Below are 26913 nucleotides of genomic sequence, written 5' to 3' on the forward strand. Positions count from 1 at the left end.
GGACGAGTGGACGCGTTCTCCCGGCGGTGGGGAGAGGCGCAGAAGTGCCTTGTGCCCGGTGCTCGCCCTGCATTGGGCTGTCCCCCATGAAGCTGTCCCCCGTGAAGAAGAGAAGCGTCGCCTCGCTGACCGCCGCCCTGGCCGTGACGGCCCTTCTGTCGGCAGGCGCGCCGGAGCGACGTGCGGTGGCCGCCGGGTTCGGTGCCGATCGTTCCTCGCCCCGCGTCGAGTCGGCGTCCCTGCGCGGGGTGGACCTGGACACCGTGACGATCCCCGAGCTGCAGGCGCGGATGAAGCGCGGGCGCCTGACCTCGTCGGAGCTGACGCAGGCCTACCTCCACCGGATCGAGGCGGTCGATCCGAAGATCAACGCGGTGCTGCGCACCGACTCGACGGCCCTGAGCCAGGCAGCCGCCAGTGATGCCAGGCATCGTCTCGGAAGGGTCCGCGGTCCGCTCGACGGCATTCCCGTCCTGTTGAAGGACAACGTGAACACCCGGGACATGCCGACGACGGCCGGTTCGCTGGCACTGGCCGGAAGCCCGCCCGCCACGGACGCCGAGCTGGTCGGAAGACTGCGTGCGGCGGGGGCGGTGATCCTCGGCAAGACGAACATGTCCGAATGGGCCAACTTCCGCGCGGCGAAGCCGACGTCGGGCTGGTCGGCGGTCGGCGGACAGACGCACAACCCCTACGTCCTGGACCGCAATCCGTGCGGATCGTCCTCCGGTTCGGCCGCCGCCGTCGCCGCTTCGTTGGCACAGGTGGCCGTCGGCACCGAGACGGACGGCTCCATCGTGTGCCCGGCCGGGATGAACGGGGTCGTCGGCCACAAGCCCAGTCTCGGGCTGGTCAGCCAAGCGGGAGTCGTCCCGATCTCCGCCGAGCAGGACACGGCCGGTCCCCTGGCGCGCAATGTCGTCGACACGGCGATCGCCTTCTCGGTGCTCAGCGGTCACGGCGCCGTGGCGGCCGACGGCACCACCGGCCTCGCGGAGGCGTTCCCGCGCCCGGGTTCCCTGCGCGGCAAACGGATCGGCCTGTGGCGGCTCCCCTCGCTCGGCGCCGGCGTGGACGCCCTGATGACCCGCACCGCGACACGGCTTCGTGCCGCCGGGGCCCGGGTCGTCGAGGTGACTCCCCCGTACCAGGACAGGCTCGCCGAGCTCGAGTTCCCCGCCCTGCTGAGCGAGTTCCACCGGGACGTCGACGCCTACCTCGCCTCCCGCGAGGGGCCTCGCGACCTCGCCGGCCTGATCGGGTTCAACCGCGCGCATCCGGCCGAGCAGACCTGCTTCGCCGGCCAGGAGCTGTTCGAGCAGGCCCTCGCCGCGCCCTCGACCACGGACCCGCGTCACCGGGCCCTGCGCGCGGAGCTGAAGGACCTGTCCCGGCGTTCCATCGACGAGACCATGGCCGCTCACGGCCTGGACGCCATCGCCTCCCCGGCGAACCCGCCCGCCTGGACGACCGACTGCGCGCGGGGCGACAACGACGTGATCCCGTCCTCCACTCCGGCCGCTGTCGCCGGCTATCCCTCGCTGTCCGTACCCGCCGGCTTCGTCGGCGAACTGCCGGTCGGCCTGCTCCTGATGGCCGGCGATCGGCAGGACGACGACCTGCTGTCGCTGGGGGCCGCGGTCGAGCAGCGGCTCGACGCCTGGCGCGCGCCCCGGTACCTGCCCTCGGTGACGTCTCGCACCACGGGCCGGGAGCCCTCTTGGCGGGGGCGTCCTCGGCTCGTGCCAGGGCCGAGGAGCGAATCCGTCCGGCGCGAGACCGCCCCGTGGGCCGGTCACCGGGGTCCGCACGTGCGTTGATCTTCCGGGCGGTGGCCGAGTACCGCCGCAGACGGTACGGGCGGGCCGGGTGAGCGGACCCGCCCGCCCGACACACCCGTCACCGCGTCACCGCGTCACCGCGTCACCCCGTCACCCCGTCACCCCGTCACCGCGTCACCGCGTCACGCCGTCACCCCGTCACCGGAGATCACGGAATGACCGGCCGGTGTCCCGCCGCCGAATCCCCACCCCGTTCGCGCCGCGGCCCGTACTGCGGACCGATCCCGCTGGAGGACGGCGCCCTCTTCACGATGCCCCCCAGAGCCGCCCAGGACGCTCCGAGAGGATTCGGGCGGGCCCACCACGCCACGCGGCGCGCCGGGGGCCTCTTCCTCCGCATCGTCGAATCCGGCTGCAGCGATCTCGCCCTCGTGCGCGTGACCGGGCCCCTCACCGCGGCTCCACGCCCACCGTCCCGCGCGGCGGACCTGACGCTCACGGACGCGCGGTCCGCTCCGCGCGGGAGATGATGGGCGGGAAAAGACGAAGAGCGAGATCAGGAGCTTCCATGGCGAACCGGGTTCACCGCCCCCGTGAGGACGCGGAGGTCGATTTCATCCTCAGGACGAGCGAGGTCCCGGTCCTCGCGTACTTCGTCGGAACATGGCCCAAGGCGATCGAACCCAGCCGGGCCATGGACCTCGTCGTCGGTGCCGTCGCCGATGAGTACGCAGGCCGCCTGACGGCCGTCCGCATCGACATCACGCGCTGTCCGGCCGCGACCTCGCGCTACGGGATCACCGGAGCCCCGTCCTACGTCCTGCTGGAGAAGGGGCAGGCGGTGGCGCACGGCGCGGGCCCCACGAGCACCGGTGAGGTCCGGGTGTTGCTGGAGGAGCGTCTCTGAGAGCCGGGTTCCTCCGGGGGCGGCGGCGGTCCCTGCGTCTTCGGGCGCACGGGGCGTCTCGCCGGACTCCTGTTCTCCGGTCGGCCTCGTCGTCGGTGGCGTGGCGCACTGTCCTGGGTGACGGCCGGCCGGAGGGGACCCGGGGTTTCAAAGACGGGGCGGTACGGGGCCGCAGAGCTGGTTTCCGGGTTCTGACGGGTCGTCGCTGATCCAGAACTGGATCCAGAGTTCGGTGAACTCGGTGCGGCCGAGATAGCCGTCCCCGTCCTGATCGAGGCGGTCGAAGACATCGCCGAGGTCGATGCTCTCCCCGTGCCACGTGTCGACCAGCCGCCGGTGCTCGGCCGGGGAGATACGGCCGTCGCCGTTCTCGTCGACGGCGTCGAAGACGGCCTCGGCGGTCTCGGCGACGACCTCGCCCATCGTGGGCAGCCGGTCCACCATGGCGAGGATCCCGTCCAGGTCGACCCTGCCGTCCCCGTCCGTGTCCACGTGCGTCGCGAGCAGGTCCCACCAGCCCAGCATGACCGCGTCCACGCGTGTGGCCAGTTCGGAACCCCGCCGCACGCGGGGCAGGCCCTTCCAGCGCTCCGCGAGGGCCTGGAAGTCGCGCCGGTCGAGATAGCCGTTGTCGTCGGCGTCGAACGCGCGGAACATGTTGACCAGCTTGTCGCGCTGGAACCCACTTGCCACTGGCGGCCCTTCCGTCGGGGAGTCCGCCGCGATCCTGCCCCCGAGGAGCCGCGCCCCAACGGCGCCCGGTGACGCGAAAGGGCGTGCGCCGCACGCCGCACGCGTCCCCGTCGTCCCGCACGCCCTCACGCGGGTCGGCGGCCGAACCCGCAGCCGGCGGTCCTGGTGGGACCCGGCCCCCGCCGGTCACTCCACCGGCCAGGTGTGGGCCGGGGCGTTGAGGTGCATGAAGTCGATGTACTGGCCGGTCATGCGGCGCAGGGCCGTGGGCCGGTCGAGGTGGGCGATGTCGTGGAGGTGGTGGAACGTCTCCGCCTGCCACACCGCGCCGTTGCGGGCCGCCACGCAGCGCTGCTCGATGATGCCGAGCAGCGGTTCGCGCCACCGCGCGTCCAGCCCCAGGGCCTCCAGGCCCCGGTGGGCGAGCGGAAGGAGGCGGCGCAGGACCAGTTCGGTAACGGGCACCTGGCCCGTGCCGGGCCAGAAGAGTTCGGCGTCGATGCCGCGCCGTGCGGCCGTGTGCAGGTTCTCCTCGGCGGCCGCGAACGACATCCGGGTCCACACCGGCCGCCCCTCGTCGACCAGGGCGCGGACGAGACCGTAGTAGAAGGCGCCGTTCGACATCACGTCGGCCACGGTCGGCCCGGCGGGCAGCACCCGGTTCTCGACGCGGAGGTGCGGGACCCCGTCGACGACCGCGTAGACGGGACGGTTCCAGCGGTAGACCGTGCCGTTATGCAGGGTGAGTTCGGCCAGGTGCGGGATCTCGCCGCGGTCGAGGGCCTCCTCGGGGTCCTCGTCCTCGCAGAGCGGCAGGAGCGCCGGGAAGTAGCGGGTGTTCTCCTCGAAGAGGTCGAAGACGCTGGTGATCCAGCGTTCGCCGAACCACACGCGGGGCCGCACCCCCTGGGCCTTGATCTCGTCCGGCCGGGTGTCCGTGGTCTGCTCGAACAGCGGGATGCGGGTCTCGCTCCACAGCTCCTTGCCGAAGAGGAAGGGCGAGTTCGCGGCCAGCGCGACCTGGACGCCCGCGATGGCCTGGGCGGCGTTCCAGTACGCGGCGAACTGTTCGGGTGCGACCTGGAGGTGGAACTGGGTGCTGGTGCAGGCCGCTTCGGGCGTGATGGTGTCCGCGTAGGTCCGCAGCCGTTCCACCCCGTCGATCTCGATGAGGAGGTCCTCGCCCCGTGCCGCGAAGATCTGGTCGTTGAGGAGGTGGTAGCGCGGGTTCTCGGACAGCGCGCCGCGGTTCACGTCCTGGCGCTCCAGGGTCGGGAGGGTTCCGATCATGACCAGGTGCGCGCCGATGGCGGCGGCCCTCTCCTCGGCGTGGTTCAGGGCGTTCCGGATCTCGCCCTCCCACGTGTCGGGGCCGCCCTCGGTGAGACGGCGGGGCGGGATGTTGATCTCCAGGTTGAACCGTCCCAGCTCGCTCGACCAGGCCGGGTCGGCGATGGCTTCCAGGACCTCCGAGCCGCGCATGGCGGGCCTGGCGGTCCGGTCGACGAGGTTCAGCTCGATCTCGAGGCCGACCCGCGGCCAGTCCGCGTCGAAGCGCGCCTCGCGCAGCATCCGGGCGAGGACATCGAGGGAGGCGCGCGTCCTGTCGCGGAAGCGGCGGCGGTCCTCACGTGTGAAGGTCAGTGCCGGGACGTCACGTCCCATCGGATCCTCCCGGGGCTCGACGGCGCGGATCCTCCTTCCTTCAGCGTGCCACCAGGAGGCGGGCTGCGCCCGGCGCGGGCCGTCCCTCCCCGGCGGGGCGGAAAGCCCGGGTGGGGGCCTGGCGCCGCCGGCGCCCCGCCGAATTTCCGGACCGTCCCCGGCGAGGGCGTGCGGCCTCGATCACGGCGGGTGCCGCCCGGCGCCCTGCGGCCGGGGCCCGACGGACGGAGACTGGAGGACGGGGAGCGGTCGAGCGGGCGGGCGGGGTTTCCGCGTGGCGGCACGAGACGTTTCCCGCGTCTTCACGCGGAACACCTTCCAGGTTGACATGCCCACTCCTAACCTGCCGCTTGCACCGCTCCCGTAGTCATCACCCTCAACCGGAGGTAGCCGTGTCCGGCGCGCCCAGGAAACGCCGCACCGCCCTTCTGTCCGCCCTCGGTCTCGCGGCCACGTCGATCGGCCTGTGGGCCGGTTTCGGCGGCACGTCGCAGGCCCAGGCGGCGGCGACCGTCCCCACACCCGACCACGTGGTCGTCGTGGTCTTCGAGAACCACGCCTACAGCCAGATCATCGGCAGCTCCAGCGCCCCGTACATCAACTCGTTGAAGAGCGGAGGCGCCAACCTCACCCAGTCGTACGCCGAGACCCACCCCAGCCAGCCCAACTACTTCGCGCTGTTCTCGGGCTCCACCCAGGGCATCACGGACGACTCCTGCTACACGCCGGGCTTCTCCTCCGCGCCGAACCTGGCCTCCGAGCTGATCGCCGCGGGCAAGACCTGGAAGAGCTACAACGAGACGCTGCCCAGCCAGGGATCGACCACGTGCAGCAGCGGCACCTACGCGCGGAAGCACAACCCGTGGTTCGGCTTCTCGAACGTCCCGACCTCGTCGGCGTACACCATGGCGCAGTTCCCCACCGACTACACCACGCTGCCGCAGGTGTCGTTCGTGATCCCGAACCTGTGCAGCGACATGCACGACTGCTCCGTCAGCACCGGTGACACCTGGCTGAAGAACAAGCTGGGCGCCTACGCGACCTGGGCGAAGACCCACAACAGCCTGCTCGTCGTCACCTTCGACGAGGACAACCGGCTCGCCGGCAACAAGATCGCGACCGTCCTCTACGGCCAGCAGGTGGTCCCGGGCTCGACGTCCTCGACCACGTACAACCACTACGACCTGCTGCGCACGATCGAGGACATGTACGGCACCGCGCACGCCGGCCAGGCCGCCAACGCGACCCCGATCACCGGCATCTGGACGCCGTGACGTGTACGTAGCGGACAGTCGCAGCACCCCCGCGACGGCCGCGACGGCCGCCGCCCGGGACCTCGGTCCCGGGCGGCGCGCCGCCGTCGCGCCGACCGTGCTCGCGCTCGGCACGGTCAGCCTCGTCACGGACGTGTCCTCGGAGATGGTCACGGCCGTGCTGCCGCTCTACCTGGTCGCCGGCCTCGGCCTGTCACCGCTCGGCTTCGGTCTCCTCGACGGTGTGTACAACGGTTTCAGCGCGCTCGTCCGGCTCGTCGGCGGCCATCTCGCCGACCGGGGCGGCCGGCACAAGACGGTGGCGGCGCTCGGCTACGGCCTCTCCGCGCTGTGCAAGCCCCTCCTCCTGATGGCGGGTTCGCTGCCGCTGATCGGCGCCGTGCTGGCCGCCGACCGCACCGGGAAGGGGCTGCGGACCGCGCCGCGCGACGCGCTGATCTCGCTCGCGTCGCCGGAGGAGTCGCGCGGCCGTGCCTTCGGGGTGCACCGGGCGATGGACACCGCGGGTGCCCTGATCGGCCCCCTGGTCGCCTTCCTGATCCTCCGGCAGGCGGCGGAGGGTTACGACGCCGTGTTCACGGTCAGCTTCTGCGTGGCCGCGATCGGCGTGCTCGTCCTGCTGCTCTTCGTGCCGTCGCGTCCCCGGCCCCTGACCGTGCCGCCGGAAGGCGCGCCACGCGCCTCGCTCAAGGCCGCGCTCGGTCTGCTCCGGGTTCCCGACGTGCGCCGACTGACCCTGACCGCACTGCTGCTGGGGCTCGCCACGGTCAGCGACTCGTTCGTCTACCTGCTGCTGCAGCGGCGGCTCGGCGTCACCGACCACTGGTTCGCCCTGCTGCCGCTCGGCACCGCCGCCGCCTTCCTGCTGCTCGCCGTGCCCCTGGGCCGGCTCGCCGACCGGGTCGGTCGCCGACGGGTGTTCCTCGGCGGCCACGGCGCCCTGCTGCTCGTGTACGGGGCGCTGCTCAGCGGCTGGCAGAGCCCGGCCCTCCCCTTTCTGGTCCTGGCGCTGCACGGCGGGTTCTACGCGGCGACCGACGGCGTCCTGATGGCCGCCGCGGCCGGTTGCGTACCGGCCGCACTCCGTTCTTCGGGGCTCGCGTTGGTCCAGACGGGGCAGGCGCTCGCCCGGTTCGGCTGCTCGATCGCGTTCGGTGCGGCCTGGACCGCGTGGGGCGACCGCTGGGCGCTCGGGGCGGCGACCGCCGTGCTCGCGGTGTGCGCGGCGGCGGCGTTCGTGCTGCGGCCCACGACCCCGGGCGCCGCCGCGGCCCCGACCACCGGCACGGTTTCGGAGGAATCACCCGCATGACCTTGCGCAACAGACTGTTCGTCCTGTTCGCGGCGATCGTCGTGCTCGGCGGTGTGGCCGCCGCGTCGCTGCTGCACGCGGCCGACCGGGCCGGCGAGAAGGACCGTCCGCGGGCGGGCGGCCCCGCGATCGTGCCCGGACGGGTCTCGCTCGCGAGCGGTGCCGACCGCCGGATCGTCTTCCGCAACATGGCCTGGGGTCCGCACCGCGACGAGCTGGTCACCGTGCCGGCCGACGCCCCCGCCGGCCGGCGGACCGCGTCGGGGGTGAGGTGCCTGCGGTTCCACGCGTCCGGCGGCACCGGCATCTGTCTGCAGGCCGTACGCGGAGCGGTGGAGGACAGCTACCGGGCGGTCGTCGTCGGCCCGGCTCTCCAGGAGCGGGCCCACTACCCGCTGCCCGGCGTCCCGACCCGGGCCCGGGTCTCCCCGTCGGGCCGGCTGGTGGCGTGGACGGTGTTCGTCGGCGGCGACTCGTACGCGAGCGCGAGCTTCTCCACCCGCACCGCGGTCCTGGACACCTCGACGGGCCGGCTCACCGCCTCCCTGGAGGAGTTCCGTGTGGTGAAGGACGGCAAGGAGCACCGTGCCGCCGACACCAACTTCTGGGGCGTCACCTTCTCCCGCGACGACCGGCACTTCTACGCGACCATGGCGACCGGCGGCCGGACCTATCTGGTGCGCGGCGACCTGACGGCCCGTACCGTCACCACGCTCCACCAGAACGTCGAGTGCCCCTCGCTCTCCCCCGACGAGACCCGGGTCGTCTACAAGAAGCGCGTCGCGGGCGCCCCCGCCGACGCGCCCTGGCACGAGTACGTCCTCGACCTCACCACCCTGCGGGAGACCGCGCTCGCCGAGCCCCGCAGCGTCGACGACCAGGCCGTCTGGCTCGACGACCACACGGTCTCCTACTCGCTGCCGGGCGACTACGGCGCCGACCTCTACACCGTCCCGGCCGACGGCTCGGGCGCCCCGAAACGCCTGCTGACGGCGGCACTGGCACCGGCGTTCCTCAAGTAACGGGACGCGGGCGCACGGGCCCGGGGCCGTCTCAGCGGTGTCGCGACCGGAAGGAGCGGAGCGTGCCGAGGGCCGCGCGGGCCGCGTTGGCGCCGGGGGCGCCGTGGACGCCCCCGCCGGGGTGGGCGCTGGCGGAGGCGAGGTACAGGCCGCGGACCGGTGTCCCGGGACGGCCGCTGCCGGGGAACGGGCGCAGGACGAGCTGCTGATGGAGCGCGGTGGTGCCCTGATTGACGGCGCCGCCGACGAGCGCGGGATTCAGGAGCTCCAGGTCCGGGGGCGCCAGGACGCGACGGGCCACGATCGTGTCCCGGAAGCCCGGCGCCAGACGCTCCACACCCGCTTCGACCCGTGCGGCGAACGCCTCCTTCTCCCGCTCGTCCCAGCGGCCCTCCAGGCCGTCCTCGCCCGCGTCCGCCCGGACGGACTGCGGCACGTGCGTGTAGCCCCACGCCGACTCGGTACCCGCCGGGGAGCGGTCCGGATCCGCCGTGGTCATCTGTCCGAGGACGGTGAAGGGGACGTCCGGCAGCCGTCCCGTGGCCAGCTGGGCGGCGAAGCGGGTGAGCGCGTCGACCCCGTCGGCGACGTGGACGGTCCCGGCCTCCCGGGCTCCGGCGAAGCTCCACGGGATCGGGCGGGACAGCGCCCAGTCCACCTTGAACGTCGCGAAGTCCCACTGGAACCGGCGCAGATCGGCGCGGACCGGCGCGGGCAGGTGCCGCTCGTCCACGAGCCGCCCGTACAGGACGGGCGCGGGGACGTCGGCGAGGACCGCCCGTCGTGCGGGGAACCACGCCCCGTCCGCCGTGCGCACGCCGACCGCGCGGCCCTCCCGTACCGACACCTCCGTGGCCGTACGGCCGCAGCGCACCTCACCGCCCCGCGCGTACAGGCGGGACACGAGGGCGTCGGTGAGGCCGGCCGCGCCGCCCGCCGGCACCGGGAACCCCTCGTCCTGGCCGAGCATGCACATCAGCCATCCGAAGCCGCCGCCGAGGGCGGACTCCGGACCGAGGTCGGCGTGCAGGGCGTTCCCCGTGACGAGCAGCCGTCCGCCCTCGCCCGCGAAGTGTTCCTCGCCGAAGCGGCGGGCGGGCAGCAGCATGGTCCTCAGGAGCCGGAGGACGTCCCGCGGCGCGTGCCCGGCCACGAGCCCGAGGCCGTTCCGGACCGGTGGGAAGGGGGTGAACAGGGCGCCGACGAGATCGTCGCGGTACTCGCTCCACCAGCGGTGGAGGCTTTCCCAGGCGGCGCCGTCGCCCGGCGCGAACGCGTCCAGCGAGGCGGCCGTGCGGTCGAGGTCGCGGCTGAGGAGGGCTCCCCCGCCGTCGGGCAGGGGGTGGGCCACGACGTGCGGCGCGTGGCGCCAGCGCAGACCGTGGCGGTCGAGTCCGAGGCCCCGTACGACGGGAGAGGCCGCCGCGAGCGGGTAGAAGGCGCTGAACAGGTCGTGGACGTAGTCGGGGTGGACGCCCCGGTCGCTCCGTACCGCGCCGCCGGGCACCTCCCGCGCCTCCAGGACGACGACGTGCCAGCCGGCGTCCGCGAGGAGGTTGGCCGCCACCAGCCCGTTGGGGCCGGCGCCGATGACCACCGCGTCCGGCGCCGTCATGACCGGTCCCGGGCGCCGTCCCCGGAGCCCGGGGAGGGGCGGGCGTCGTCGGAGGCGCCGGCGCGCGAGCGGGCCCGTGCGGAGAAGACGGCCTTCTCCATCCGGGCCAGCAGGTGCCGGTGCCGCCAGCGCAGGACCAGGTCGGCTCCCGAGTTGTGCCAGCGGGCCGCGGGTCCCCTGAGCGGATGCTCGTCGACGAGGACCAGGGTCCGGCTGCCCCAGGGCTCGACGAGGAAGGAGATCCGGGCGGAACCGAGATGCGTGACCGCCTCCAGTTCGAGCCGGCGGATCGGCTCGCACCGTCGCGAGATCGTCCGCCCGCGGTACGTCCACGGACCCAGCTTCAGGGCGTATCCGAGTTCGGCGTCCACGGCGGGCCAGTGGTCGTCCCGCTCCCACGAATCGTGGGCGCCGACCACCCAGCGCGCGTACCGCTGCCCGTCGCTGAGCACCTCCCAGACCTCCTCGGGCGTCGCATCGAGAACCCGGTTCCACTGCGCCACATTCCTCAACTCCTCCGGTGATGCGGGGACGGGAGTCCCCTGGACGGCAGGTGCCGTGCCACTGATCGGACGGCGGCCGCCGAAGCCAGCGCGGCCGTGCATCCGGCGATGCGCCGCACGGCCGTACGGGCTCCCGCGTGCCGCCCTCCGGTGACCGACGCGGTCTCGGCCGACGGCTCGTACAGGACGCCCCGTGTGACGGGGTCCGTGCCGGGCGCGTCCAGGTAGACGCGTTCGGTACGCCGCCGGAGCAGGCTCCGTACGGTCTCGGGCGCGAGGGCGTGCGCCCAGGGCAGGAGCCGGGCGCCGGGTCCGACGTGGACGCGCCGGCGCGGCCGGGCCGCGGTGCGCACCACGGCCCGGGCGACCCGCTGCGGGGTGGCGACGGCGGGCAGGGAGCGGAGACGGCGCCCCGTGTGGTTGGCCGCGTGCCGGAAGAACGGCGTGTCGACGCCCGTGGGCAGGACCGTGCACACCGCGACGCCGGTGTCGCCGCTGAGCCGCAGCTCCTGTCGCAGCGTCTCGTCGAGCGTCACCAGCGCGGCCTTGGACGCGGCGTACGCGCCCATGTACGGCGCCACCACGGCGCCGCCGAGCACCGAGGACACGTCGATCAGGATCCCGTCGCCCTGCCGGCGCATCACCGGCAGGGCGACACGGGCGCCGTGGAAGGCCCCCAGCACGTTGGTCTCCCACACGCGGCGCACATCGGCCGGCGGCAGCCGGTCCAGGCGTCCCAGGACGCCCACACCGGCGGCGTTCACCCAGATGTCGATCCGGCCGAACCGGTCCACCGCGGTCCGTGCGACGTGCTCCGTCGCGGCGAAGTCCGTGACGTCTGCGGTGACGGCCACGGCCTCGGCCCGGGGGTGCGCCCCCGCGCACCGGGCGGCCACCTGTCCGAGGACGTCGGCGCTGCGGGCGGTCAGGACGAGCCGGGCGCCGCGCACGGCGAACGCCGCCGCCACCGCCCGCCCGATGCCGCTCGACGCGCCCGTGACCACGACGACGGTCCCGGGGCCCGGCTCCCGTGCTTGTCGGTTCACGGTGTGCTTGTCACCGACGTGGGCCGATTCATGCGGCGCTTCCGGATGAGGCTCCCGGATCCGGGGTCGCCGCGTGCGGCGGCCTGCTCACCGTCCGCGACCGAGCGGACACCCTCCCGTGGTCCTGGCGGGTTCCTCGGGGCCGGGCGGAGCCGGCGCCGAGGTCGCACCATCGACGCCCGCCACGACGCCCCGTGCTCGCGCCGCCGCAGCGCCTCAGGGCCACGGGCGCGTCCTCCGGGGACGCCGCCATGGCGAAGGGGAACCGGTCGGGTCCGAGGCAGAGGGCGACGTCATCGGGGTGGACTCCCCGGCGCACCCCCCGCGCCGGCCGGCGAGTGTGCGGTTCCGTCGCGTGCTTGGACCGGGTGCGCGGGGGCCGCCCGCGTCCCGTGTGCGCCTCAGCGCTTCCGCAGGCGGAGCGAGTTCCAGCTCGCGTCCGCGGTCCAGCCCCCGTCCACCGGCATCGCGACGCCGTTGACGAAACCGCTGCGGGCGGGGTCGGCGAGGAAGGCGACGGCCTGGGCGATGTCCCCGGGTGCGGCGAACCGCCCCATGGGCACCCGCTCGACGATGTCGGCGTCGGTGTAGCCGCCGGAGGCCTGGTCCTCGGCGTCCATCTCGGTCTTGACCCAGCCGGGGCACACGGCGTTGACGCGGATCCCGCGCCCGCCCCACTCCGCGGCCAGGGTCCGGGTCAGGCCGATCAGGCCGTGCTTGCTCGCGTTGTACGCGGCCCGGTCCGCGACGCCGTGCAGCCCCGCGATCGAGGCGACGTTGACGATCGAGCCGCCACCCGCGTCCAGCATCGCCTTCCCCAGCGCCCGGGACAGCAGGAAGGGGCCGGTGAGGTTGACCTCCAGGACGCGCCGCCACTGTTCGGCGGTGGTGTCCTCGGCCGGGGTGAGCAGCGAGACGCCCGCGTTGTTCACGAGTACGTCGACCCGGCCGAAGCGTGCGCGCACCTGCTCGGCGAGCTCGGCCACGTGGGCCTCCGAGGCCACGTCGCCGACCACCGCGTACGCCTCCGCGCCGGCGTCCCGTACCGCCGCCAGGGTCTCCACCGGTTCCTTCAGGTCGGCCAGCACCAGGGCGTACCCCTCGCCCGCCAGCACTTCGGCCACCCGTCGGCCGATGCCCTGGGCCACCCCGGTCACCACGGCGACCGGTGCCCCCGCGTCCTGCTTCGCGTTCATGTCCATGGGCACAGCCTCTCCTCGCCCGGGCATCATGGGAAGCGACCATCGGGAAAGCGAGTTTTCGCGCATCATGAACGGCATCGGTCCCCGGTTGCCGCGGACCCTGCTCGAGGTGATGCGGCACGGGTCGATGAGCACCGCGGCGGCCGCGCTGGGCTACGTGCCTTCGGCGGTGTCCCCGCACATCGCCCGGCTGGAGCAGCAGGTGGGGACGGAGCTGCTCTCGCGCCGCCCGGGCGGCGGCGTCACCCCGACCGCCGGTGGCCGCGCGCTGGCCGACGCGGCCGCCCGCGTCCTGGCCGTCACCCGCCCGCGCGCCTCGCACCCCGTCGTGGACCGGGGGCGGTCCAGTGCGCCGTCCTGGTCGGCGTCGGCGGGGTCGGACAGGGTGTCCAGGGCGCACCGGCAGATGTTGTCGGACTCCGTCGTCCCTCCGGCACGGCCTGCCGGGGCTCGCCCCGCTCGTCGCGGCCGTGGAGGCGGTGTACTCCCCCTCGCCCGCCGACGACGGTCGGCGGCACCCGACGACCCGGCCTGTCCCGGCCCCCCGCCGGGGCCGGTCTCGCGCTCCCGCGTGCGGAGTGCCCAAGAGGTCACGGGCAGGCGCCGGCGCTCCGTGGGTCAGGACGCGGAGACGGGCAGGCACAGCACGAGCACGCATATCTCCGACGGAGAGGTCGAGGCCGGCGTCGTGTCCGGCCGGGTGGTCGGCTCCTGGTTCGGGGAGCCGGTGGCATCCGTGGTGGCGGGGGGCTGCGCCGACGTGTCCGCCGTTCCGGTGCCCGTACGGGTGGGGGGCGGGGTCGGGGCCGGAGAGGCCGGTGAGGTGCTCTGCGGCTTCGGGGCCGGCGGCTCCGTCCTGGGGAGAGGGGCGGCGCCGTGCGTCCGGGCGGCCGACGGCGTCGTGCGGAGGGAGGCCGTCGCGTACTGCCGACGCGGCCGGTGGGGTACGGACGACTCGACCGGCGGCGTGGAGGGGGCCGCCGAGGCGCGCCGGGCACCGGGGCGGACAGGAGGAGGCGTCTGCTGCTCCTCGACGGCGTCCGCTCCCGGGTCCTGTGGCGCCGTGGCCGCCTGGGCCCGGTCGCCGGACTGCCGGTCCGTCCCTCCCATGGCCAGCCCGCCGCCGACGAGGGCGACGGCGGTCGCCACCACGGCCCGGCGCTGGTTCTTCCTCCAGCGGGCACGCTGGCGGCGTCGTGCCGCGCGTCCCTCCGACGACGTCGACGCGTCCACGAGCTCCGCCGGTGCGTCGCTCCCCGAGGTTCCTCGCAGGACGGCGCCGACGGGCATCTCGTCGAGAAGCCGGCCGCCGTGCCCTGTCCCCGGGGAAGGGGTGCCCTGCGCGGCCCCCTTCCCCGCCGTGGCCACCGGGGCGGGGACGATGTGACCGCCGGTGGTGGTGGTCGGAGCGATGTCCGGGGCGTAGGCGCCGCATCCGGGGCACACCAGGGCGCCGTTGAGGTGTCGGCGGCACGACGAGCAGTAGTCCATCTCCGTCTTTCGGGGTCGACGTGCCTGCCGTCGGCCCGGGGGCCTATGACCTGGTCACGTTTGCAAACGGATTCGAGCGGTCTGCAACGCTAACCAGGCTTTCGAAAGACCGTGCGCAGCCTGTGTGATGCTCCTGTGCAGGATCCCCCGGCATTCGCACAAGTTCCGACGCAGTGGCGGACCCGGTCGGACCGGGGCGGCGACGAGGGAGGCGGCGCCCCACCCGATCAGAGGGATAGGGGCACGGAGTCGGAGGACTCGTCGGTGAGGGGGACGGCAAGCGTCGCCAGGTGCGCGGCGTACAGGTCGAGGGCCGCGAGCGCCTGGGCGTCGTCGCGGTCGATCAGCCAGTGGAGGGTGATGCCGTCGAGGAGGTCGAGGCCGTGGCGGGCGAGGACGGGGACCTCCGTGGTCCAGCGGATGCCCGCGAGGCGGGCGACGGACCGGAGGTGGTCGATGTTGACCTGCAGGTAGTGCTGGTACTGGCGGCGGGCCACGTCCGCGAGCCCCGGCTCCCGCAGTGCGTACTGGGTGAGTTCGTAGGTGAGCTGGTGTTCGTCGGGGCGTTCGCGCACGCGGTCCCAGTAGCCGTGCAGGGCGGCGCGGATGAGGTCGTGCGGGGAGGCTCCGGCGGCGGCCGGCGCGCGGGGGAGGTCGAGCGCCCGGAGCATGATCCGTTCGATCACGCCGTGCAGCAGCTCCTGCTTGGAGCGGAAGCAGTAGTGGAACGCCCCGAGGGGGACGCCCGCCTCGGCGACGACGGCCCGGGTGGTGGCCTTGGCGACGCCCTCACGGACCATCACGCGGATCGCGGCCTCGACGAGTTGTTCGCGGCGCTCGTCGGCCGAGTGGCGGGCCATGCGGTCTCCCTGGGAGCGGCTCTGGGCGGTGGGCCGGGCAGTGGGTCCGGGCGGCGTGCGCGCATGCCGACGGTCACAGGAAGGCGTGGCCCTCGCCCCGGTAGGTCGGGACGACGTCGACGATCCGATCGCCCTCCACCAGGTGCAACTCGTTCACCCGTTCGCACAGTTCACCCGCTTTGGCGTGCCGGAACCACACGCGGTCGCCCAGGCGCAGGGTGTCGGCCGCCCGGCCGGTGAGGGGGGTCTGGACCTCGCCCGCGCCCTCGCGGGGCAGCAGTCGCAGCCCCGCCGGCCGGACCGGCAGGGGCAGCCGGTCCGGGCCCGCGGGTCCGGAGGCGGTCCAGCCGCCGCCGAGGACGGTCGCGTGGCGGTTGCCGGGCCTGCGGACGACGGGCAGCACGAAGTGGGCGGCGGGCGACGGCCGGAAGCGCCGGTAGTGGTCGAAGAGCCCGGGGGCGTAGAGGCCGGACCCGGCTCCGAGTTCGGTCACGGCCGGTTCGGCGGAGGTGGTCTCCAGGCTGCCCGTTCCGCCGCCGTTGACGAACTCCAGGGGCGCCAGGGCCCGTACGGCCCCGACGGCGGCGGCGCGGCGCTCTCGCAGTTCACGGGTGGAGACGCGCTGCATGAGCCGGACGGCCGCGCGGGCCGGGGCGGGGCCGGGCCGGTCGTCGCCGACGCCGGCGATCTGCCCCTCGTACGCCATGACGCCGACGAGCCGGAACCGCGGCCGGGCGAGCACGGCGAGGGCGAGGGCGCGGGTCTGCTCGGGCGAGTGCAGGGGTGAGCGGCGCATCCCGAGGTGAACGCGTCCGCCGGCCAGGCGGAGAGAGGCGTCGAGGTCGAGACAGACGCGCAGGGGCGGGCCGTCCGGACCGACGGCGGAGGCGATGAGGTCCAGGTGCTCCACGGAGTCGACCATGAGGGTGACACGCTCCGCGAGCCGCGGGTCGCCCGCCAGGCGCCGCAGGGCGGGGGCGTCCGTCGTCGGGTAGCCGACCAGGACGTCCTCGTGGTCCGCCGCGAGCCATACGGCCTCGGGGAGGGTGAAGGCCAGGACGCCGGAGAAGCCGGGCAGGCGCAGGACGTCACCGATCAGGCGCCGGCAGCGCAGCGATTTGCTGGCCAGGCGGATCGGTTTGCCTCCGGCCCTGCGCGCCATCTGGGCGGCGTTGGCGCGCAGGGCCCCGAGGTCGGCGACGGCGAACGGCGGCTGGAGGCCGGCGGTGGCGCGTTGCAGCTCGGGGAAGCTCGCGGGCCGCGGTGCCGGGGGCGCGCTCCGGTCCGTGGTGGGCGTGGTTTCCGTGACGGGGGTGGGACGTCCCATGGGGTGCGGGCCTTTCTCGGGACCGGGACCAGGACCGAAACCGGCTCGGGTGGCGCCCACCTTGTCTTGGTCGACCGTCCAGGTCAAGCGTCCTGAAGTCTTGACTTGGACGGTCGACCGAGTTCAGGCTTCCGGGGGCCGCGATCGCCGGTCGTGTGCCGTCGAGCGCACCGACGAGCGCTGTCGCCCCCGTCCCGCCAGCCCGTCGGTCCGCCGGTCCGCCGTCCCGCCGGCCTGTCGACCTCACCGGTCCCGTAGCCCCCCCAGCGACCCGATCAACCCCATCGATCGTCGTTTCCGTCGAGAGGACTTCCCGCATGACCGAGGTGTGGCGCAACTGGTCCGGCAGCGAGCGGGCCTATCCCGTTCGCGTCCTGCGGCCGACGCGTACGGAGGAGGTGGCCGCCTCCGTCGCGGAGGCGGCACGGGAGGGGCTGAGGGTCAAGGCGGTCGGCTCCGGGCACTCGTTCAGCGGCGTCGCCGTGGCGCCCGGCGTCCAGTTGCGGCTGGACCGCCTGGCCGGCCTGAACTCCGTGGACGGGGAGAGCGGGCTGGTCACGGTGGGGGCCGGAATGCCGCTGTGGCGGCTCGGCCCGCTGCTCGCCTCCCACGGACTGGCCCTGGAGATCATGGGCGACATCGACCGGCAGACCGTCTCCGGTGCCCTCTCGACCGGTACGCACGGTTCGGGGCTGCGCTTCGGCGGCATCGCCACCCAGGTCAGGGCGCTGCAACTGGTCCTGGCCGACGGCTCGGTCGTCCGTTGCTCCGCCGACGAGCGGCCCGAGCTGTTCCGGGCCGCGCGGGTCGGCATCGGGGCGCTCGGCGTGGTCACCGAGGTCACGCTCCAGTGCGTCGACCAGTTCGCCCTGCACGCCCGGGACACCGCGATGCCGGTCGCCGAGGTCCTGGACCGCGTCGAGGAACTCACGGAGGACAACGACCACTTCGAGTTCTTCTGGTTCCCGCACAGCGGGACCGCGCTGACCCGGCGCTTCCGCCGGCTGCCGGCGGACACGCCGCTGAAGCCGATCGGCGCCCTGTCCCGCCGTGTCGACGAGACGGTCAGCGGTCTCGGATTCGAGGGCCTGTGCCGGCTCGGCACGGCGGTCCCGGCCCTGGTGCCGCCGATCGCCCGGTTCGCGGCGCGGGCGATGTCCGCGCGCGAGTGGACGGACCTGTCCCCCAGGGTCTTCGCCTCGCCGCGCGACGTCCGCTTCCACGAGGGCGAGTTCGCCATCCCCCGCGAGCACGCCGTCGACGCGCTCCGGGAGATCAAGCGGTGGATCGACGCCACCGGGGAACGGGTGTCCTTTCCGCTGGAGGTGCGGTTCTCGGCCGCCGACGACGTCTGGCTCTCCACCTCGCAGGGGCGGGAGAGCTGTTACGTCGCCTTCCACCAGTACCACCGGATGCCGTACCGCCGTTACTTCGAGGCGTGCGAGTCCATCCTCGGCTCCTACGGCGGCCGCCCGCACTGGGGCAAGATGCACAACCTCGGCGCCGATGCCCTCCGCCCCCGCTACGAACGCTTCGACGACTTCGTCGCCCTGCGCGACGCCCTCGACCCGGCCGGCGTCTTCGCCAACCCCTACCTCGACCGTGTCCTGGGACTCGCCCCCGGGGCCGTACCCGCCCAGGAGCGCGTCAGGCGCCCTGCTTGACCGCCGGCTCCGCGCCGGGCCGGTTCCCTCCGCGGTCGCCGCCCTCCGGATCGTGGTGCCGGAGCGAGCTCGGCCACCAGACCGCGGGGCCGATGTCCCGGGTCAGGGCCGGAACCAGGAGCGACCGGACCACGAGGGTGTCGAGCAGGACGCCGAAGGCCACGATGAAGGCGATCTGGACCAGGAACGCCAGCGGGATGACGCCCAGCGCGGCGAACGTGGCGGCGAGGACGACACCGGCCGAGGTGATGACCCCGCCCGTGGCGACCAGGCCGCGGCGCACGCCCTCCCGCGTGCCGTGGAGCAGCGTCTCCTCGCGCACCCGCGACATGAGGAAGATGTTGTAGTCGACACCGAGGGCGACCAGGAAGACGAATCCGTACAGGGGGACGGCCGGGTCGGTCCCGGTGAACCCGAAGACGTGCTCGAACACGAGCGCGGAGACTCCCAGCGTGGCCAGGAAGTTGAGCCCGACCGTCGCCACCAGCAGGACGGGCAGCAGCAGGGAGCGCAGCAGGCCGACGAGGATCACCAGGATGATCGCCAGCACGACGGGGACGATGAGCGCCCTGTCCCGTTCGGCGGTGACCTGGGTGTCGTACCGCTGGGCGGTGTAGCCGCCCACGAGCGCCTCGCCTCCCGGCACGGCGTGCAGGGCGGCGCGAAGGCGCCCGACGGTGTCCTTGGCGGCGTCGGAGTCCGCTGCGTCCGCGAGGGTGACGTCGATCCGGACGCGCCCGTCCGCGACGAGCGGCCGCGTGGTGCCGGGGGCGGCGAGGAGGACGGCGGAGTCGACCCCGTCGACGGCCCGGGCGGCGGTGCGCACCTCCTCGGCGGCCGTGTCGGCGGCGATGACGACGGTGGGGTTGCCGGCGCCGCCGGGGAAGTGCGCGCTCAGGCGCTCCTGGGCGGCGACGGACGGGGCGTCCTTGACGAAGATCTCGTCGAGCGGGACGCCCTTCGAGTCGAGCGCGGGAGAGAAGGCGGCGCAGACGAGCAGGGCGGTGAGGGTGGTGGCCCAGACCTTGCGCGGGGCCCGGTCGACGAGGGCCGCGACCTTGCGCCAGACGGGGTGCGCGTCGTCCCCGGTGACCGCCTTGGGACGGGCCGGCCAGTACGCGGCCCGCCCGAGGAGGACCAGGGCGGCGGGGAGGAACGTCACCGCGCTGAGGAGGGCACAGGCGATGCCGATGGCGCCGACGGGGCCGAGCGCCCGGTTGTTGGTGAGGTCGCTGAGCAGCAGGGCGAGCAGACCGAGCGCGACCGTGGCGGCGCTGGCCGCGATCGGACCGAGGGACTGCTTCAGGGCGGCGCGCATGGCCGGCACCCTGTCCCCGTCGCGGGCGCCGAGTTCTTCCCGGTAGCGGGCGGCCAGCAGGAGGGCGTAGTCCGTCGCGGCGCCGATGACGAGGATGGACAGGATGCCCTGCACCTGGCCGTCGACCCGCACGATGCCCCGGTCGGCCAGGACGTAGACGACGGCGCAGGCCAGACCGAGGGCGAAGACGGCACCGACGATGATCAGCAGCGGCAGCAGGACGCTCCGGTAGACCAGGAGCAGGATCACCAGGACGGTCACCAGGGCGACGACGAGGAGGAGGCCGTCGATGCCGGCGAAGGCGTCGCCGAGATCCGCCTGCGTGGCGGCGGGGCCGGCCAGCCACGTCTCGGTCCCCGGCACGGCGGACGCCGCCGCGTCGACCTTCTCCAGTACGGCGGGCAGCTCGTCACCGAGGTCGGGGCGGAGCTGGACGATGCCCCGCAGGGCCCGGCCGTCCTCGGACGGGAACGCCGGGGAGGGCGCGCCGACCACTCCTTCCGTGCCGTCGAGCGTCGCCAGGGCCTTCGTGGCGGCCGCCCGGGCCGACGGGGCGAGGCGTCCCCCGCCCTCCGCCGTCCAGACGACCAGGGCCGGCAGGGTCTTCTCCTGGCGGAACGCCTCCTGCTGCCGCAGGACCAGGGTGGACTCCGCGGTGCGGGGCAGGAAGGCGGCCTGGTCGTTGGTCGACACTTCGCCGAGCTTGCCGGCATAGGGGCCGAGTCCTCCCCCGACGGCGAGCCAGACGACGAGAACCAGCAGCGGCAGCAATCTGCTCGCCCACCGCGGGAATGCGGACATGAGGACTCCCCGAGAGTATCTCGACAGTTGATTATCTCAATGATCGAGAGATATTGAAGCACGGACCGTTTCGGACAGCGTCGGGGGAGGTGCGGGCACCGCGCCCCGGTCGACCACCATGTCTTCCGCACACCGGTCCGACTTGGATGCGACTCCGGGAAACCCGCGTCCGCCGCCCCGGTCTCACCGGTATGGCGGCACAGCTGCGGAGCCGACCGGGTGAACCGTGCCGGGCGGGGTCAGCCGCGGGGAGCGCGCAGCTCGCCGAGCTCCTCGTTCAGCGCGTCCAGATAGCGCAGGACGACCGCGAGTTCGTCCTGCGTGAAGCGGCCGCGGGCGCGCTCCGCCGCCTGCGCGAGCGGCAGGAAGTGGGCCCGCGCCGCCGCCCGGGCTCCCTGGACGTAGTGGATGCGCACCACGCGCCGGTCGTCGTCGGCCCTGCTGCGCCGGATGTGGCCGGCCTTCTCGAGCCGGTCGAGGCAGGCGGTCACCGCGCCGGAGGTCAGGCCGAGGTGCTCCCTCAGCAGGCCGGGGGTGGCCGTGTCGGGGTTGTCGAGCACGAACGAGAGCGCGTGGACGTCGGTGGGGTGCAGGTTCTCGGTGGAGGCGAAGCCGTGGACTAGACGGTTCATCTCACCGATGGTCCGGCGCAGGGCGACCGCGAACTTCTGCGGATCGGCCCCGCTCCCGTCGTCCGTCACGCTCTCCCCCACATGCCCGTCGTCCACGCGGCCAGCCTATGCGGAGGTCGGAGGGAACACGGAATCAGCCGCCCCGGGCCGGCCGTCCGCGGCGGGTGCGGGCCGGTGGGCCCCGGAGCCTCAGGCCCGATCCGGCACGTCGCCGGCCGAGCCGGTGGCGGAGCGGTCGAGCGACGCCGCCTCGATGCGACCGCCGGGGCCGAGCAGACCGGTCTGGTCGAACGTGGATTCGCTCATGAGGCGCGGCAGTTCCCGACGTGACAGCAGGTCGACGGCGAGGGGGAAGAACGGGCGTGCGGCCTGGGCGAGCCTGAGCCACGGCGGCGCGTAGACGGAAGGAGAGCGGCGGTCGACCCCGCGGGCGAGCCAGGCCGAGACCCGGTCCACCGGGTACACCCGGCGCGCCGGGGCGGGCATGTGCCCCCGCAGCTCCCGGAGGACCGCGTGGCGGTCGGCGTCGCGGATCATGTCGGTGTCGGTCCAGTGCAGGTAGGCCACGCCCACGGCGACGCCCGTGTGGGCCACTTCGGCGCGGAGGGAGCGCGCGAAGGCCTCGGCTCCGGCCTTGGAGGCGCAGTAGGCGCTCATCATGGGCGCCGCGCCGAAGGCCGCCGTCGAGGCGACCTGGAGGAAGTAACCGCGCGTGGCGCGCAGTCCGGGGAGGAAGGAGCGCGCGGTGATCGCGCTGCCGATGAGGTTCACCTCGACGACACGGCGCCAGGTCTCCGGGTCGGAGCTCTCGAACGGGCCGCCTTCGGCCACGCCGGCGTTGGCGACGACCACCGACGGGGCTCCGAGGTGCCGGGCCACGTCGTCCGAGGCCCGGCGCATGGCGGCGTCGTCGGTGACGTCCACCTCGACGACGTGGCTCTCCACGGGAAGGGTCCTGGCGACCGACTCCAGCGTGGCGGTCTCGCGGCCGAGCAGGGCCACGCGCATCCCCCGTTCGGCGAACCGGTGGGCCAGGCCGGCGCCCAGCCCGCGGGCGGCTCCCGTGACGACCGCGGTACGTCCCCGCAGCTCCCGTGAATGGTTCATGGCGGCCTCCGTGGGGGGCCGGACGCGGAGCGCCCGACCCGTCGAGGGTGGTGATCGGCCGGTGCCCCTGGGAAGAGCGGGCGACGGGTGCGTCCGGCCCGCGGTGTTCGTCGTCCTCCAGGTGCTTCCCTCCGGGGCGGTGGACCGGATGCGCGGGGGCGCCCTCCTCCGGCGCCGGAGGCCACCCGTCGTTCACGGTGTGTCCCGCCGCCTGCTCTCCGTCTCGGCGGTCCGGGCGATGTTCCTGGCCATGCCGCCGAAGACCACGGCGTGAAAGGGGGCCACGCTCCACCAGTACGCCTGCCCCGCGAGGCCCCGGGGGTGGAAGAGCGCCCTCTGCCGGTACGACGTCCGGCCCTGCTCGTCCCGGTCGACGGCCATCTCCAGCCACGCGAGCCCCGGCAGGCGCATCTCCGCCCGGAGGCGCAGCAAACGTCCGCGGTCGATCTCCTCGACGCGCCAGAAGTCCAGCGCGTCACCGACCCGGAGACGCGCCGCGTCCCGGCGCCCCCGGCGCAGCCCCACTCCCCCGACGAGCCGGTCCGCCCATCCCCGGACGGCCCAGGCGAGCGGGAAGGAGTACCAGCCGTTCTCCCCTCCCACCCCCTCGATGACCCGCCACAGCGACTCCGGGCTCGAGTCGACGGTGCGCGACCGTTCGTCCGTGTAGAGGCTGCCGCCCGCCCAGTCCGGGTCGGTCGGCAGCGGGTCGCTCGCCGCCCCGGGCGGCGAGGCGGAGGACCAGCGGGTGGTGACCCGGGCTTCGCGCACGCGGCGGAGGGCCAGCCGGAGGGACTCCTCGAAGGGGAGGGGCACTCCGGGGCCGTCCGGGACGTACCGGACGATGTCGTTCTCGGTGCGGACCACCTCGTGCCGGAGCGATTCGGTGAGGGGCCGGGCCAGGGAGGCGGGGACGGGGGTGACGAGGCCGATCCAATGGCTGGACAGCCGGGGCGTGAGGACCGGCACGGGGACGATCAGGCGCTTGCGGAGCCCGGCGACCTCCGCGTACCGCTCCATCATCTCCCGGTACGTGAGCACGTCGGGGCCGCCGATGTCGAAGGTCCGGTTGACGTCCGGGGGCATGCCGGCGCTCCCCACCAGGTACCGCAGCACGTCGCGGACCGCGATGGGCTGGACCCGGCTGTCGACCCAGCTGGGCGTGACCATGACCGGCAGTCGCTCGGTCAGGTACCGGAGCATCTCGAAGGAGGCCGATCCGGAGCCGATGACGACGGCGGCCCGCAGGACGGTGGTGGGGACGCCCGAGTCGAGGAGGACGCGGCCCACCTCGGTGCGGGAGCGCAGGTGGGGCGAGAGCTCCTCCTCCGGCACTCCGCGCGGGGCCAGTCCGCCCAGGTAGACGATGCGCCGCACCCCGGCGGAGCGGGCTTCGGCGGCGAAGGTGCGGGCGGCGAGCCGGTCGGTGTCCTCGAAGTCCGCCGTCGAGCTCATGGAGTGGACGAGGTAGTAGGCGACGTCGACGCCGGCGAGGGCCGCGCGGAGGCTCTCGGCGTCGGTGACGTCGCCGCGCGCGGTCTCCACGCGGTCGGTCCAGGGGAAGTCGCGGAGCTTGTCCGGGTGCCGGGCGAGACAGCGCACGGAGTGGCCGCTGTCGAGCAGCTCCGGCACGAGGCGGCCCCCGATGTAGCCGCTCGCACCGGTGACCAGGCAGCGGGCGCCCTCGGACGGGGTGGGAGTGTCCATGCGCTGATCCGTTTCACCGATGGCCGTGGCGTACACGCCTTGTACCGCTTCTTCGTCGCCTTGGGGGCACCCGGATGCGGGACCGCCCCGCCCCTCGGTTCGCCTCCGGAGGGCGCGCCTTCCGGGGACGTCGAGGTGCGTGCCTTCCGGGGGACGGTGCGGCGCGTGCCTTGCGGAGGCCGTCGGGGCGGGACGCTCCTGAGACCCCGTGCGTCGCCGGGCCTCCCTTTCGCATCGTTTGCGCGTCGCAAGGCGGACGTCAGGTCCGGTGCGATCCACGGGGTCGCGGCGGGCGCCGTGGCACGTCGTCCGGGCGCCTCCCCCACCGCGGTGCGGTCCTGGGGCCGGCGGTACGGCGACGGCCCTGCCGTGCGTGCGGACGGACGGCACCGGCGGTGGAGCCCTTCGGACGTCGCGATGCCCGAGGAGACGTGCCGGCTCACGGCGTCGGGCGTCCCGCCCGCCGAGGCGGCGCGGGTGGCCCGGCGGGCACGCCCGCTCCCGGGACGGCGCGCCCCGCCGGGCGACCGGACCGGACCGGTCGGCCGTCGACCGCGGCGACCGCGAGGCTGTGGCGCATGCGCTGGAGGCCGCGCCGCGCGTGGCTCTTGACCGTGCCCAGGGGCATGCCGGTGCGGTCGGCGATCTGCGTCTGGGTCAGATCGGCGAAGTAGGCGAGTTCCAGGACGTCGCGCTGGACGCGCGGCAGCCTGGCCAGTTCCTCGGTGACGACCATCCGGTCGAGGACCCGGTCGGACCGCTCGGCCGCCCGGGCCTCGTGCTCCAGCGCGGCGCCGAGGGTCGCCGCGAGTTCGGCGCGACGGGTGCGGGCGGTCAGCGCGTCGGCGACCTTCCGGCGGGTGATGCCGGTGAGCCAGGCCGGCAGGGTGCCGCGCTCGGGGCGGAAGCCGGTCCGCCCGCGCCACGCGGCGACGAACACCTGCTGGGTGACGTCCTCGGCCTCGCGGGGGTCCCCCAGCGCCCGTGCCGCCAGAGCGTGGACCAGGCGGCCCCAGCGCCGGTACGCAGCGGCCAGGCAGCGCTCGTCGCCGCGTACCAGGCCGTGGGCGATGCGGTCGTCGCCGTCTTCGAGCGGCGTGTGGCCGGGGTGCGGGTCCGCGGCACCGTCGAGGTCGCTGGTGATCCGGTGTGCGGTCATGGCGCTTCCTCCCACGGGTGGCGGCACGGGTTTCCGCCGGGGCGTGCCGCGGCGAGCGGCGTCGGGACCCCGTCGGTCCCGTACGCCCCCACGTTCCGGCCGACGCGCCCCGCCGTACAACTCGCGTCGTTTCCGCAGCGAAATCGATGCCGCGCGCGCCCGGTACGGGGCGCAGGGGCCGATCAGGCCGCGCCCCGGGCCCGCAGGAAGCGCGTCAGGCCCTCGGAGAGCTCGACCACCGGGTCCGGGTAGTCGAAGGACGCCCGATCGGACCCGGTGAGCCGCCAGGGTTCGTGGACGGCCGGTCCGTCGAGGGCGGCGAGCTCCGGAACCCAGCGGCGGACGTACCCGCCGTCGGGGTCGTACCGTCTGGCCTGCCGGACCGGGTTGAGGACGCGCTGGGGCCTGCTGTCCGTGCCCGTGCCCGCCACCCACTGCCAGTTGAGCTGGTTGTTCGCGACGTCCCCGTCCACCAGCAGGGAGAGGAAGTGGCGCGCCCCCTCCCTCCAGTCGATGTAGAGCGTCTTCGCCAGGAAGGAGGCGGTGATCAGCCGGCCGCGGTTGTGCATCCACCCCTCGTGGGCGAGTTGCCGCATGGCGGCGTCGACGACGGGATAGCCGGTCCGTCCCTCCCGCCAGGCGGCGAGGTCTTCTTCGGCCTCGGCCCCCCGCCTCCAACGATCCTGACGGGGGCGGTAGTCCGTGTGCGCCGCTTCGGGCCGGGCGGCCAGGACCTGGTGGTGGAAGTCTCGCCAGCACACCTGCCGCACGAAGGCGTCGGCCCCCGCGCCGCCCCTCCTCCGCGCCCTGTGCACCGCCTCGGTCGCGGAGACGGCGCCGAAGTGGAGGTGGGGCGAGAGGCGGGACGTGGCGTCACCCGCCAGGTCGTCGTGGTGCTCCTCGTACGTGTCGACCTGATCCGCCAGCCATGAGCCGAGCAGCTTGCGCCCCTCGCTCTCCCCTCCCACGGCGAGGCCCGGCGACACGCCGGCGACCGCGGAACGCCGGGGGACGCGCTCGGACCGCACCCCCGAGGGGACGCGCAGCGCTCCGGGGGCGGGCAGCGGCGCCCGCAGCGGTTCGGCGATCCAGCGCTTGCAGTAGGGCGTGAACACGGCGAAGTGGTCCCTTCCGTGGGGAAGGACGTCGCCGGGTGGAACGACGGTGACGACGCCGTCGTGCACGTACAGCCGGCAGCCGTCCTCCTCCAGCGCCTCGCGCAGTCGCGCCTCCCGTGCCCGGGCGAACGCCGTCACGCCGGCGGCCATGTGCACCTCGTCGGCGTCCGTCTGCCGCACCAGGGCCCGCACCTCGGACACCGTGTCGCCCTCCCGCACCACGAGACGACCGCCGCGGTCCCGCAGTCCCCGGTCCAGGTCCGCGAGGCAGTCGGCGAGGAAGGCCAGCCGGTTGGGGACCGCGAATCCCGCACGGTCCACGGCCGGGTCACGGACGAACAGCGGAACCACTTCCTGCGCCCCTTCGACCGCGGCCCTGAGGGGCGGATGGTCGTGGACCCTGAGGTCAGAGGTGTACAGAACGACGGAGACGGTCATCGCGCCCTCCCTGTTCGGCCGCCGATCGCGAGCGCGCCGCACCGGCGTACTGGTTTTCGCACTTCTGTATCCGCGGTTCCCCCGGGCCCCGGGCTGCGGATGCACTCGGCCGCGGTCCCCCGACGGAGCCGGAGGACGCCCGAGGGGCCGTGCCCTTCGGGCGAAGAGCGAACGGGCCCGCTCTCGCGTGCGAGAGGGGCCCGTCGCCGCGTCCCGTGCGGGTCACGGGACGCGTGGGTCTTGCTCAGTGGTGCCTGTTGCCGGGCGTGGC

At 74.2% G+C, this 26913-nt stretch carries 21 protein-coding genes and 1 pseudogene; 7 read left to right on the plus strand and 15 right to left on the minus strand.

From position 1 onward, the window contains the following. Window positions 1–86 precede the first annotated feature (86 nt). Complete coding sequence (locus IE180_RS27625; RefSeq protein WP_190159672.1) at window positions 87–1820, plus strand: amidase family protein; 1734 nt, start codon at window positions 87–89, stop codon at window positions 1818–1820. 529 nt (window positions 1821–2349) lie between these two features. Then, window positions 2350–2688, plus strand: a complete 339-nt coding sequence (locus IE180_RS27630; RefSeq protein WP_190159673.1) for a thioredoxin family protein — start codon at window positions 2350–2352, stop codon at window positions 2686–2688. 147 nt (window positions 2689–2835) lie between these two features. Here IE180_RS27630 and IE180_RS27635 read toward each other — a convergent pair whose 3' ends face one another. Both IE180_RS27635 and IE180_RS27640 read right to left on the minus strand, forming a co-directional pair. Then, the gene (locus IE180_RS27635) at window positions 2836–3381 is read right to left on the minus strand and encodes an EF-hand domain-containing protein (protein WP_190159674.1); all 546 of its coding nucleotides are present in this window, start codon (window positions 3379–3381) and stop codon (window positions 2836–2838) included. A gap of 186 nt (window positions 3382–3567) precedes the next feature. Then, window positions 3568–5046: a glutamate-cysteine ligase family protein gene (locus tag IE180_RS27640; RefSeq protein ID WP_190159675.1), complete on the minus strand. Its 1479-nt coding sequence runs from the start codon at window positions 5044–5046 to the stop codon at window positions 3568–3570. 392 nt (window positions 5047–5438) lie between these two features. On the opposite strand from IE180_RS27640, the gene IE180_RS27645 reads away from it, so the two are divergent. The 3 genes from IE180_RS27645 to IE180_RS27655 are packed head-to-tail and all read left to right on the plus strand — an operon-like array spanning window position 5439 to window position 8654. Further along, on the plus strand, window positions 5439–6320 hold the full coding sequence (locus IE180_RS27645; RefSeq protein ID WP_190159676.1) for an alkaline phosphatase family protein: 882 nt from the start codon (window positions 5439–5441) through the stop codon (window positions 6318–6320). A 1-nt stretch (window position 6321) separates the two neighbouring features. Continuing rightward, complete coding sequence (locus tag IE180_RS27650) at window positions 6322–7632, plus strand: MFS transporter (protein ID WP_190159677.1); 1311 nt, start codon at window positions 6322–6324, stop codon at window positions 7630–7632. After that, a complete protein-coding gene (locus tag IE180_RS27655; RefSeq protein ID WP_190159678.1) occupies window positions 7629–8654 on the plus strand; it encodes a TolB-like translocation protein in 1026 nt (341 codons plus the stop codon). The genes IE180_RS27650 and IE180_RS27655 overlap by 4 nt, the downstream gene beginning before the upstream one ends. 31 nt (window positions 8655–8685) lie before the next feature. Here the strand turns inward: IE180_RS27655 and IE180_RS27660 are convergent, their stop codons facing one another. The 4 genes from IE180_RS27660 to IE180_RS27680 form a co-directional block, all read right to left on the minus strand. After that, window positions 8686–10269, minus strand: coding sequence for a phytoene desaturase family protein (locus tag IE180_RS27660; protein WP_190159679.1), 1584 nt, complete (start codon window positions 10267–10269; stop codon window positions 8686–8688). Continuing rightward, on the minus strand, window positions 10266–10772 hold the full coding sequence (locus tag IE180_RS27665; RefSeq protein ID WP_190159680.1) for an SRPBCC family protein: 507 nt from the start codon (window positions 10770–10772) through the stop codon (window positions 10266–10268). The genes IE180_RS27660 and IE180_RS27665 overlap by 4 nt, the downstream gene beginning before the upstream one ends. 5 nt (window positions 10773–10777) lie before the next feature. Then, complete coding sequence (locus tag IE180_RS27670; protein ID WP_190159681.1) at window positions 10778–11818, minus strand: SDR family NAD(P)-dependent oxidoreductase; 1041 nt, start codon at window positions 11816–11818, stop codon at window positions 10778–10780. Between the two features lie 401 nt (window positions 11819–12219). Beyond that, window positions 12220–13020 carry an SDR family NAD(P)-dependent oxidoreductase gene (locus IE180_RS27680; protein WP_190159682.1) on the minus strand — a complete coding sequence of 267 codons (801 nt, stop codon included), beginning with the start codon at window positions 13018–13020 and terminating at the stop codon, window positions 12220–12222. Window positions 13021–13087: 67 nt separating this feature from the next. Between IE180_RS27680 and IE180_RS37265 the strand changes: the two are divergent. Then, a pseudogene (locus tag IE180_RS37265) lies at window positions 13088–13273 on the plus strand (helix-turn-helix domain-containing protein); the annotation flags it as partial. 365 nt (window positions 13274–13638) lie between these two features. Here the strand turns inward: IE180_RS37265 and IE180_RS27690 are convergent. From IE180_RS27690 to IE180_RS27700, 3 genes are all read right to left on the minus strand, one after another. After that, window positions 13639–14511 carry an SCO2400 family protein gene (locus IE180_RS27690; RefSeq protein WP_190159765.1) on the minus strand — a complete coding sequence of 291 codons (873 nt, stop codon included), beginning with the start codon at window positions 14509–14511 and terminating at the stop codon, window positions 13639–13641. 227 nt (window positions 14512–14738) lie between these two features. Continuing rightward, on the minus strand, window positions 14739–15371 hold the full coding sequence (locus IE180_RS27695) for a TetR/AcrR family transcriptional regulator (protein WP_190159683.1): 633 nt from the start codon (window positions 15369–15371) through the stop codon (window positions 14739–14741). Window positions 15372–15444: 73 nt separating this feature from the next. Next, window positions 15445–16698, minus strand: a complete 1254-nt coding sequence (locus IE180_RS27700) for an amino acid deaminase/aldolase (RefSeq protein ID WP_190159684.1) — start codon at window positions 16696–16698, stop codon at window positions 15445–15447. 317 nt (window positions 16699–17015) lie between these two features. Between IE180_RS27700 and IE180_RS27705 the strand changes: the two genes are divergently transcribed. Further along, window positions 17016–18362 carry a D-arabinono-1,4-lactone oxidase gene (locus tag IE180_RS27705; protein ID WP_190159685.1) on the plus strand — a complete coding sequence of 449 codons (1347 nt, stop codon included), beginning with the start codon at window positions 17016–17018 and terminating at the stop codon, window positions 18360–18362. On the opposite strand, the gene IE180_RS27710 is transcribed toward IE180_RS27705, so the two are convergent. The 6 genes from IE180_RS27710 to IE180_RS27735 form a co-directional block, all read right to left on the minus strand. Next, window positions 18346–20481: an MMPL family transporter gene (locus tag IE180_RS27710; protein WP_190159686.1), complete on the minus strand. Its 2136-nt coding sequence runs from the start codon at window positions 20479–20481 to the stop codon at window positions 18346–18348. The two genes, IE180_RS27705 and IE180_RS27710, sit on opposite strands and share 17 nt — an antisense overlap. Window positions 20482–20720: 239 nt before the next feature. Then, window positions 20721–21209, minus strand: coding sequence for a MarR family winged helix-turn-helix transcriptional regulator (locus IE180_RS27715; RefSeq protein ID WP_229860961.1), 489 nt, complete (start codon window positions 21207–21209; stop codon window positions 20721–20723). 93 nt (window positions 21210–21302) lie between these two features. Beyond that, window positions 21303–22220, minus strand: a complete 918-nt coding sequence (locus tag IE180_RS27720; RefSeq protein WP_190159687.1) for an SDR family oxidoreductase — start codon at window positions 22218–22220, stop codon at window positions 21303–21305. Between the two features lie 192 nt (window positions 22221–22412). Beyond that, the gene (locus IE180_RS27725; RefSeq protein ID WP_190159688.1) at window positions 22413–23927 is read right to left on the minus strand and encodes an SDR family oxidoreductase; all 1515 of its coding nucleotides are present in this window, start codon (window positions 23925–23927) and stop codon (window positions 22413–22415) included. Between the two features lie 439 nt (window positions 23928–24366). Further along, complete coding sequence (locus tag IE180_RS27730) at window positions 24367–25086, minus strand: sigma-70 family RNA polymerase sigma factor (RefSeq protein WP_190159689.1); 720 nt, start codon at window positions 25084–25086, stop codon at window positions 24367–24369. A gap of 182 nt (window positions 25087–25268) precedes the next feature. Next, the gene (locus IE180_RS27735; protein ID WP_190159690.1) at window positions 25269–26642 is read right to left on the minus strand and encodes a cryptochrome/photolyase family protein; all 1374 of its coding nucleotides are present in this window, start codon (window positions 26640–26642) and stop codon (window positions 25269–25271) included. Between the last annotated feature and the right edge of the window lie 271 nt (window positions 26643–26913).

The organism is Streptomyces litmocidini (genome assembly GCF_014649755.1).
Lineage (GTDB): Bacteria > Actinomycetota > Actinomycetes > Streptomycetales > Streptomycetaceae > Streptomyces > Streptomyces litmocidini.

Coding starts and splice junctions, on each gene's coding strand:
- IE180_RS27680 (WP_190159682.1), bottom strand. CDS start 13,020: ATGGACATGAACGCGAAGCAGGACGCGGGGGCACCGGTCGCCGTGGTG.
- IE180_RS27720 (WP_190159687.1), bottom strand. CDS start 22,220: ATGAACCATTCACGGGAGCTGCGGGGACGTACCGCGGTCGTCACGGGA.
- IE180_RS27735 (WP_190159690.1), bottom strand. CDS start 26,642: ATGACCGTCTCCGTCGTTCTGTACACCTCTGACCTCAGGGTCCACGAC.
- IE180_RS27640 (WP_190159675.1), bottom strand. CDS start 5,046: ATGGGACGTGACGTCCCGGCACTGACCTTCACACGTGAGGACCGCCGC.
- IE180_RS27625 (WP_190159672.1), top strand. CDS start 87: ATGAAGCTGTCCCCCGTGAAGAAGAGAAGCGTCGCCTCGCTGACCGCC.
- IE180_RS27690 (WP_190159765.1), bottom strand. CDS start 14,511: ATGGACTACTGCTCGTCGTGCCGCCGACACCTCAACGGCGCCCTGGTG.
- IE180_RS27630 (WP_190159673.1), top strand. CDS start 2,350: ATGGCGAACCGGGTTCACCGCCCCCGTGAGGACGCGGAGGTCGATTTC.
- IE180_RS27725 (WP_190159688.1), bottom strand. CDS start 23,927: ATGGACACTCCCACCCCGTCCGAGGGCGCCCGCTGCCTGGTCACCGGT.
- IE180_RS27660 (WP_190159679.1), bottom strand. CDS start 10,269: ATGACGGCGCCGGACGCGGTGGTCATCGGCGCCGGCCCCAACGGGCTG.
- IE180_RS27710 (WP_190159686.1), bottom strand. CDS start 20,481: ATGTCCGCATTCCCGCGGTGGGCGAGCAGATTGCTGCCGCTGCTGGTT.
- IE180_RS27695 (WP_190159683.1), bottom strand. CDS start 15,371: ATGGCCCGCCACTCGGCCGACGAGCGCCGCGAACAACTCGTCGAGGCC.
- IE180_RS27700 (WP_190159684.1), bottom strand. CDS start 16,698: ATGGGACGTCCCACCCCCGTCACGGAAACCACGCCCACCACGGACCGG.
- IE180_RS27730 (WP_190159689.1), bottom strand. CDS start 25,086: ATGACCGCACACCGGATCACCAGCGACCTCGACGGTGCCGCGGACCCG.
- IE180_RS27655 (WP_190159678.1), top strand. CDS start 7,629: ATGACCTTGCGCAACAGACTGTTCGTCCTGTTCGCGGCGATCGTCGTG.
- IE180_RS27705 (WP_190159685.1), top strand. CDS start 17,016: ATGACCGAGGTGTGGCGCAACTGGTCCGGCAGCGAGCGGGCCTATCCC.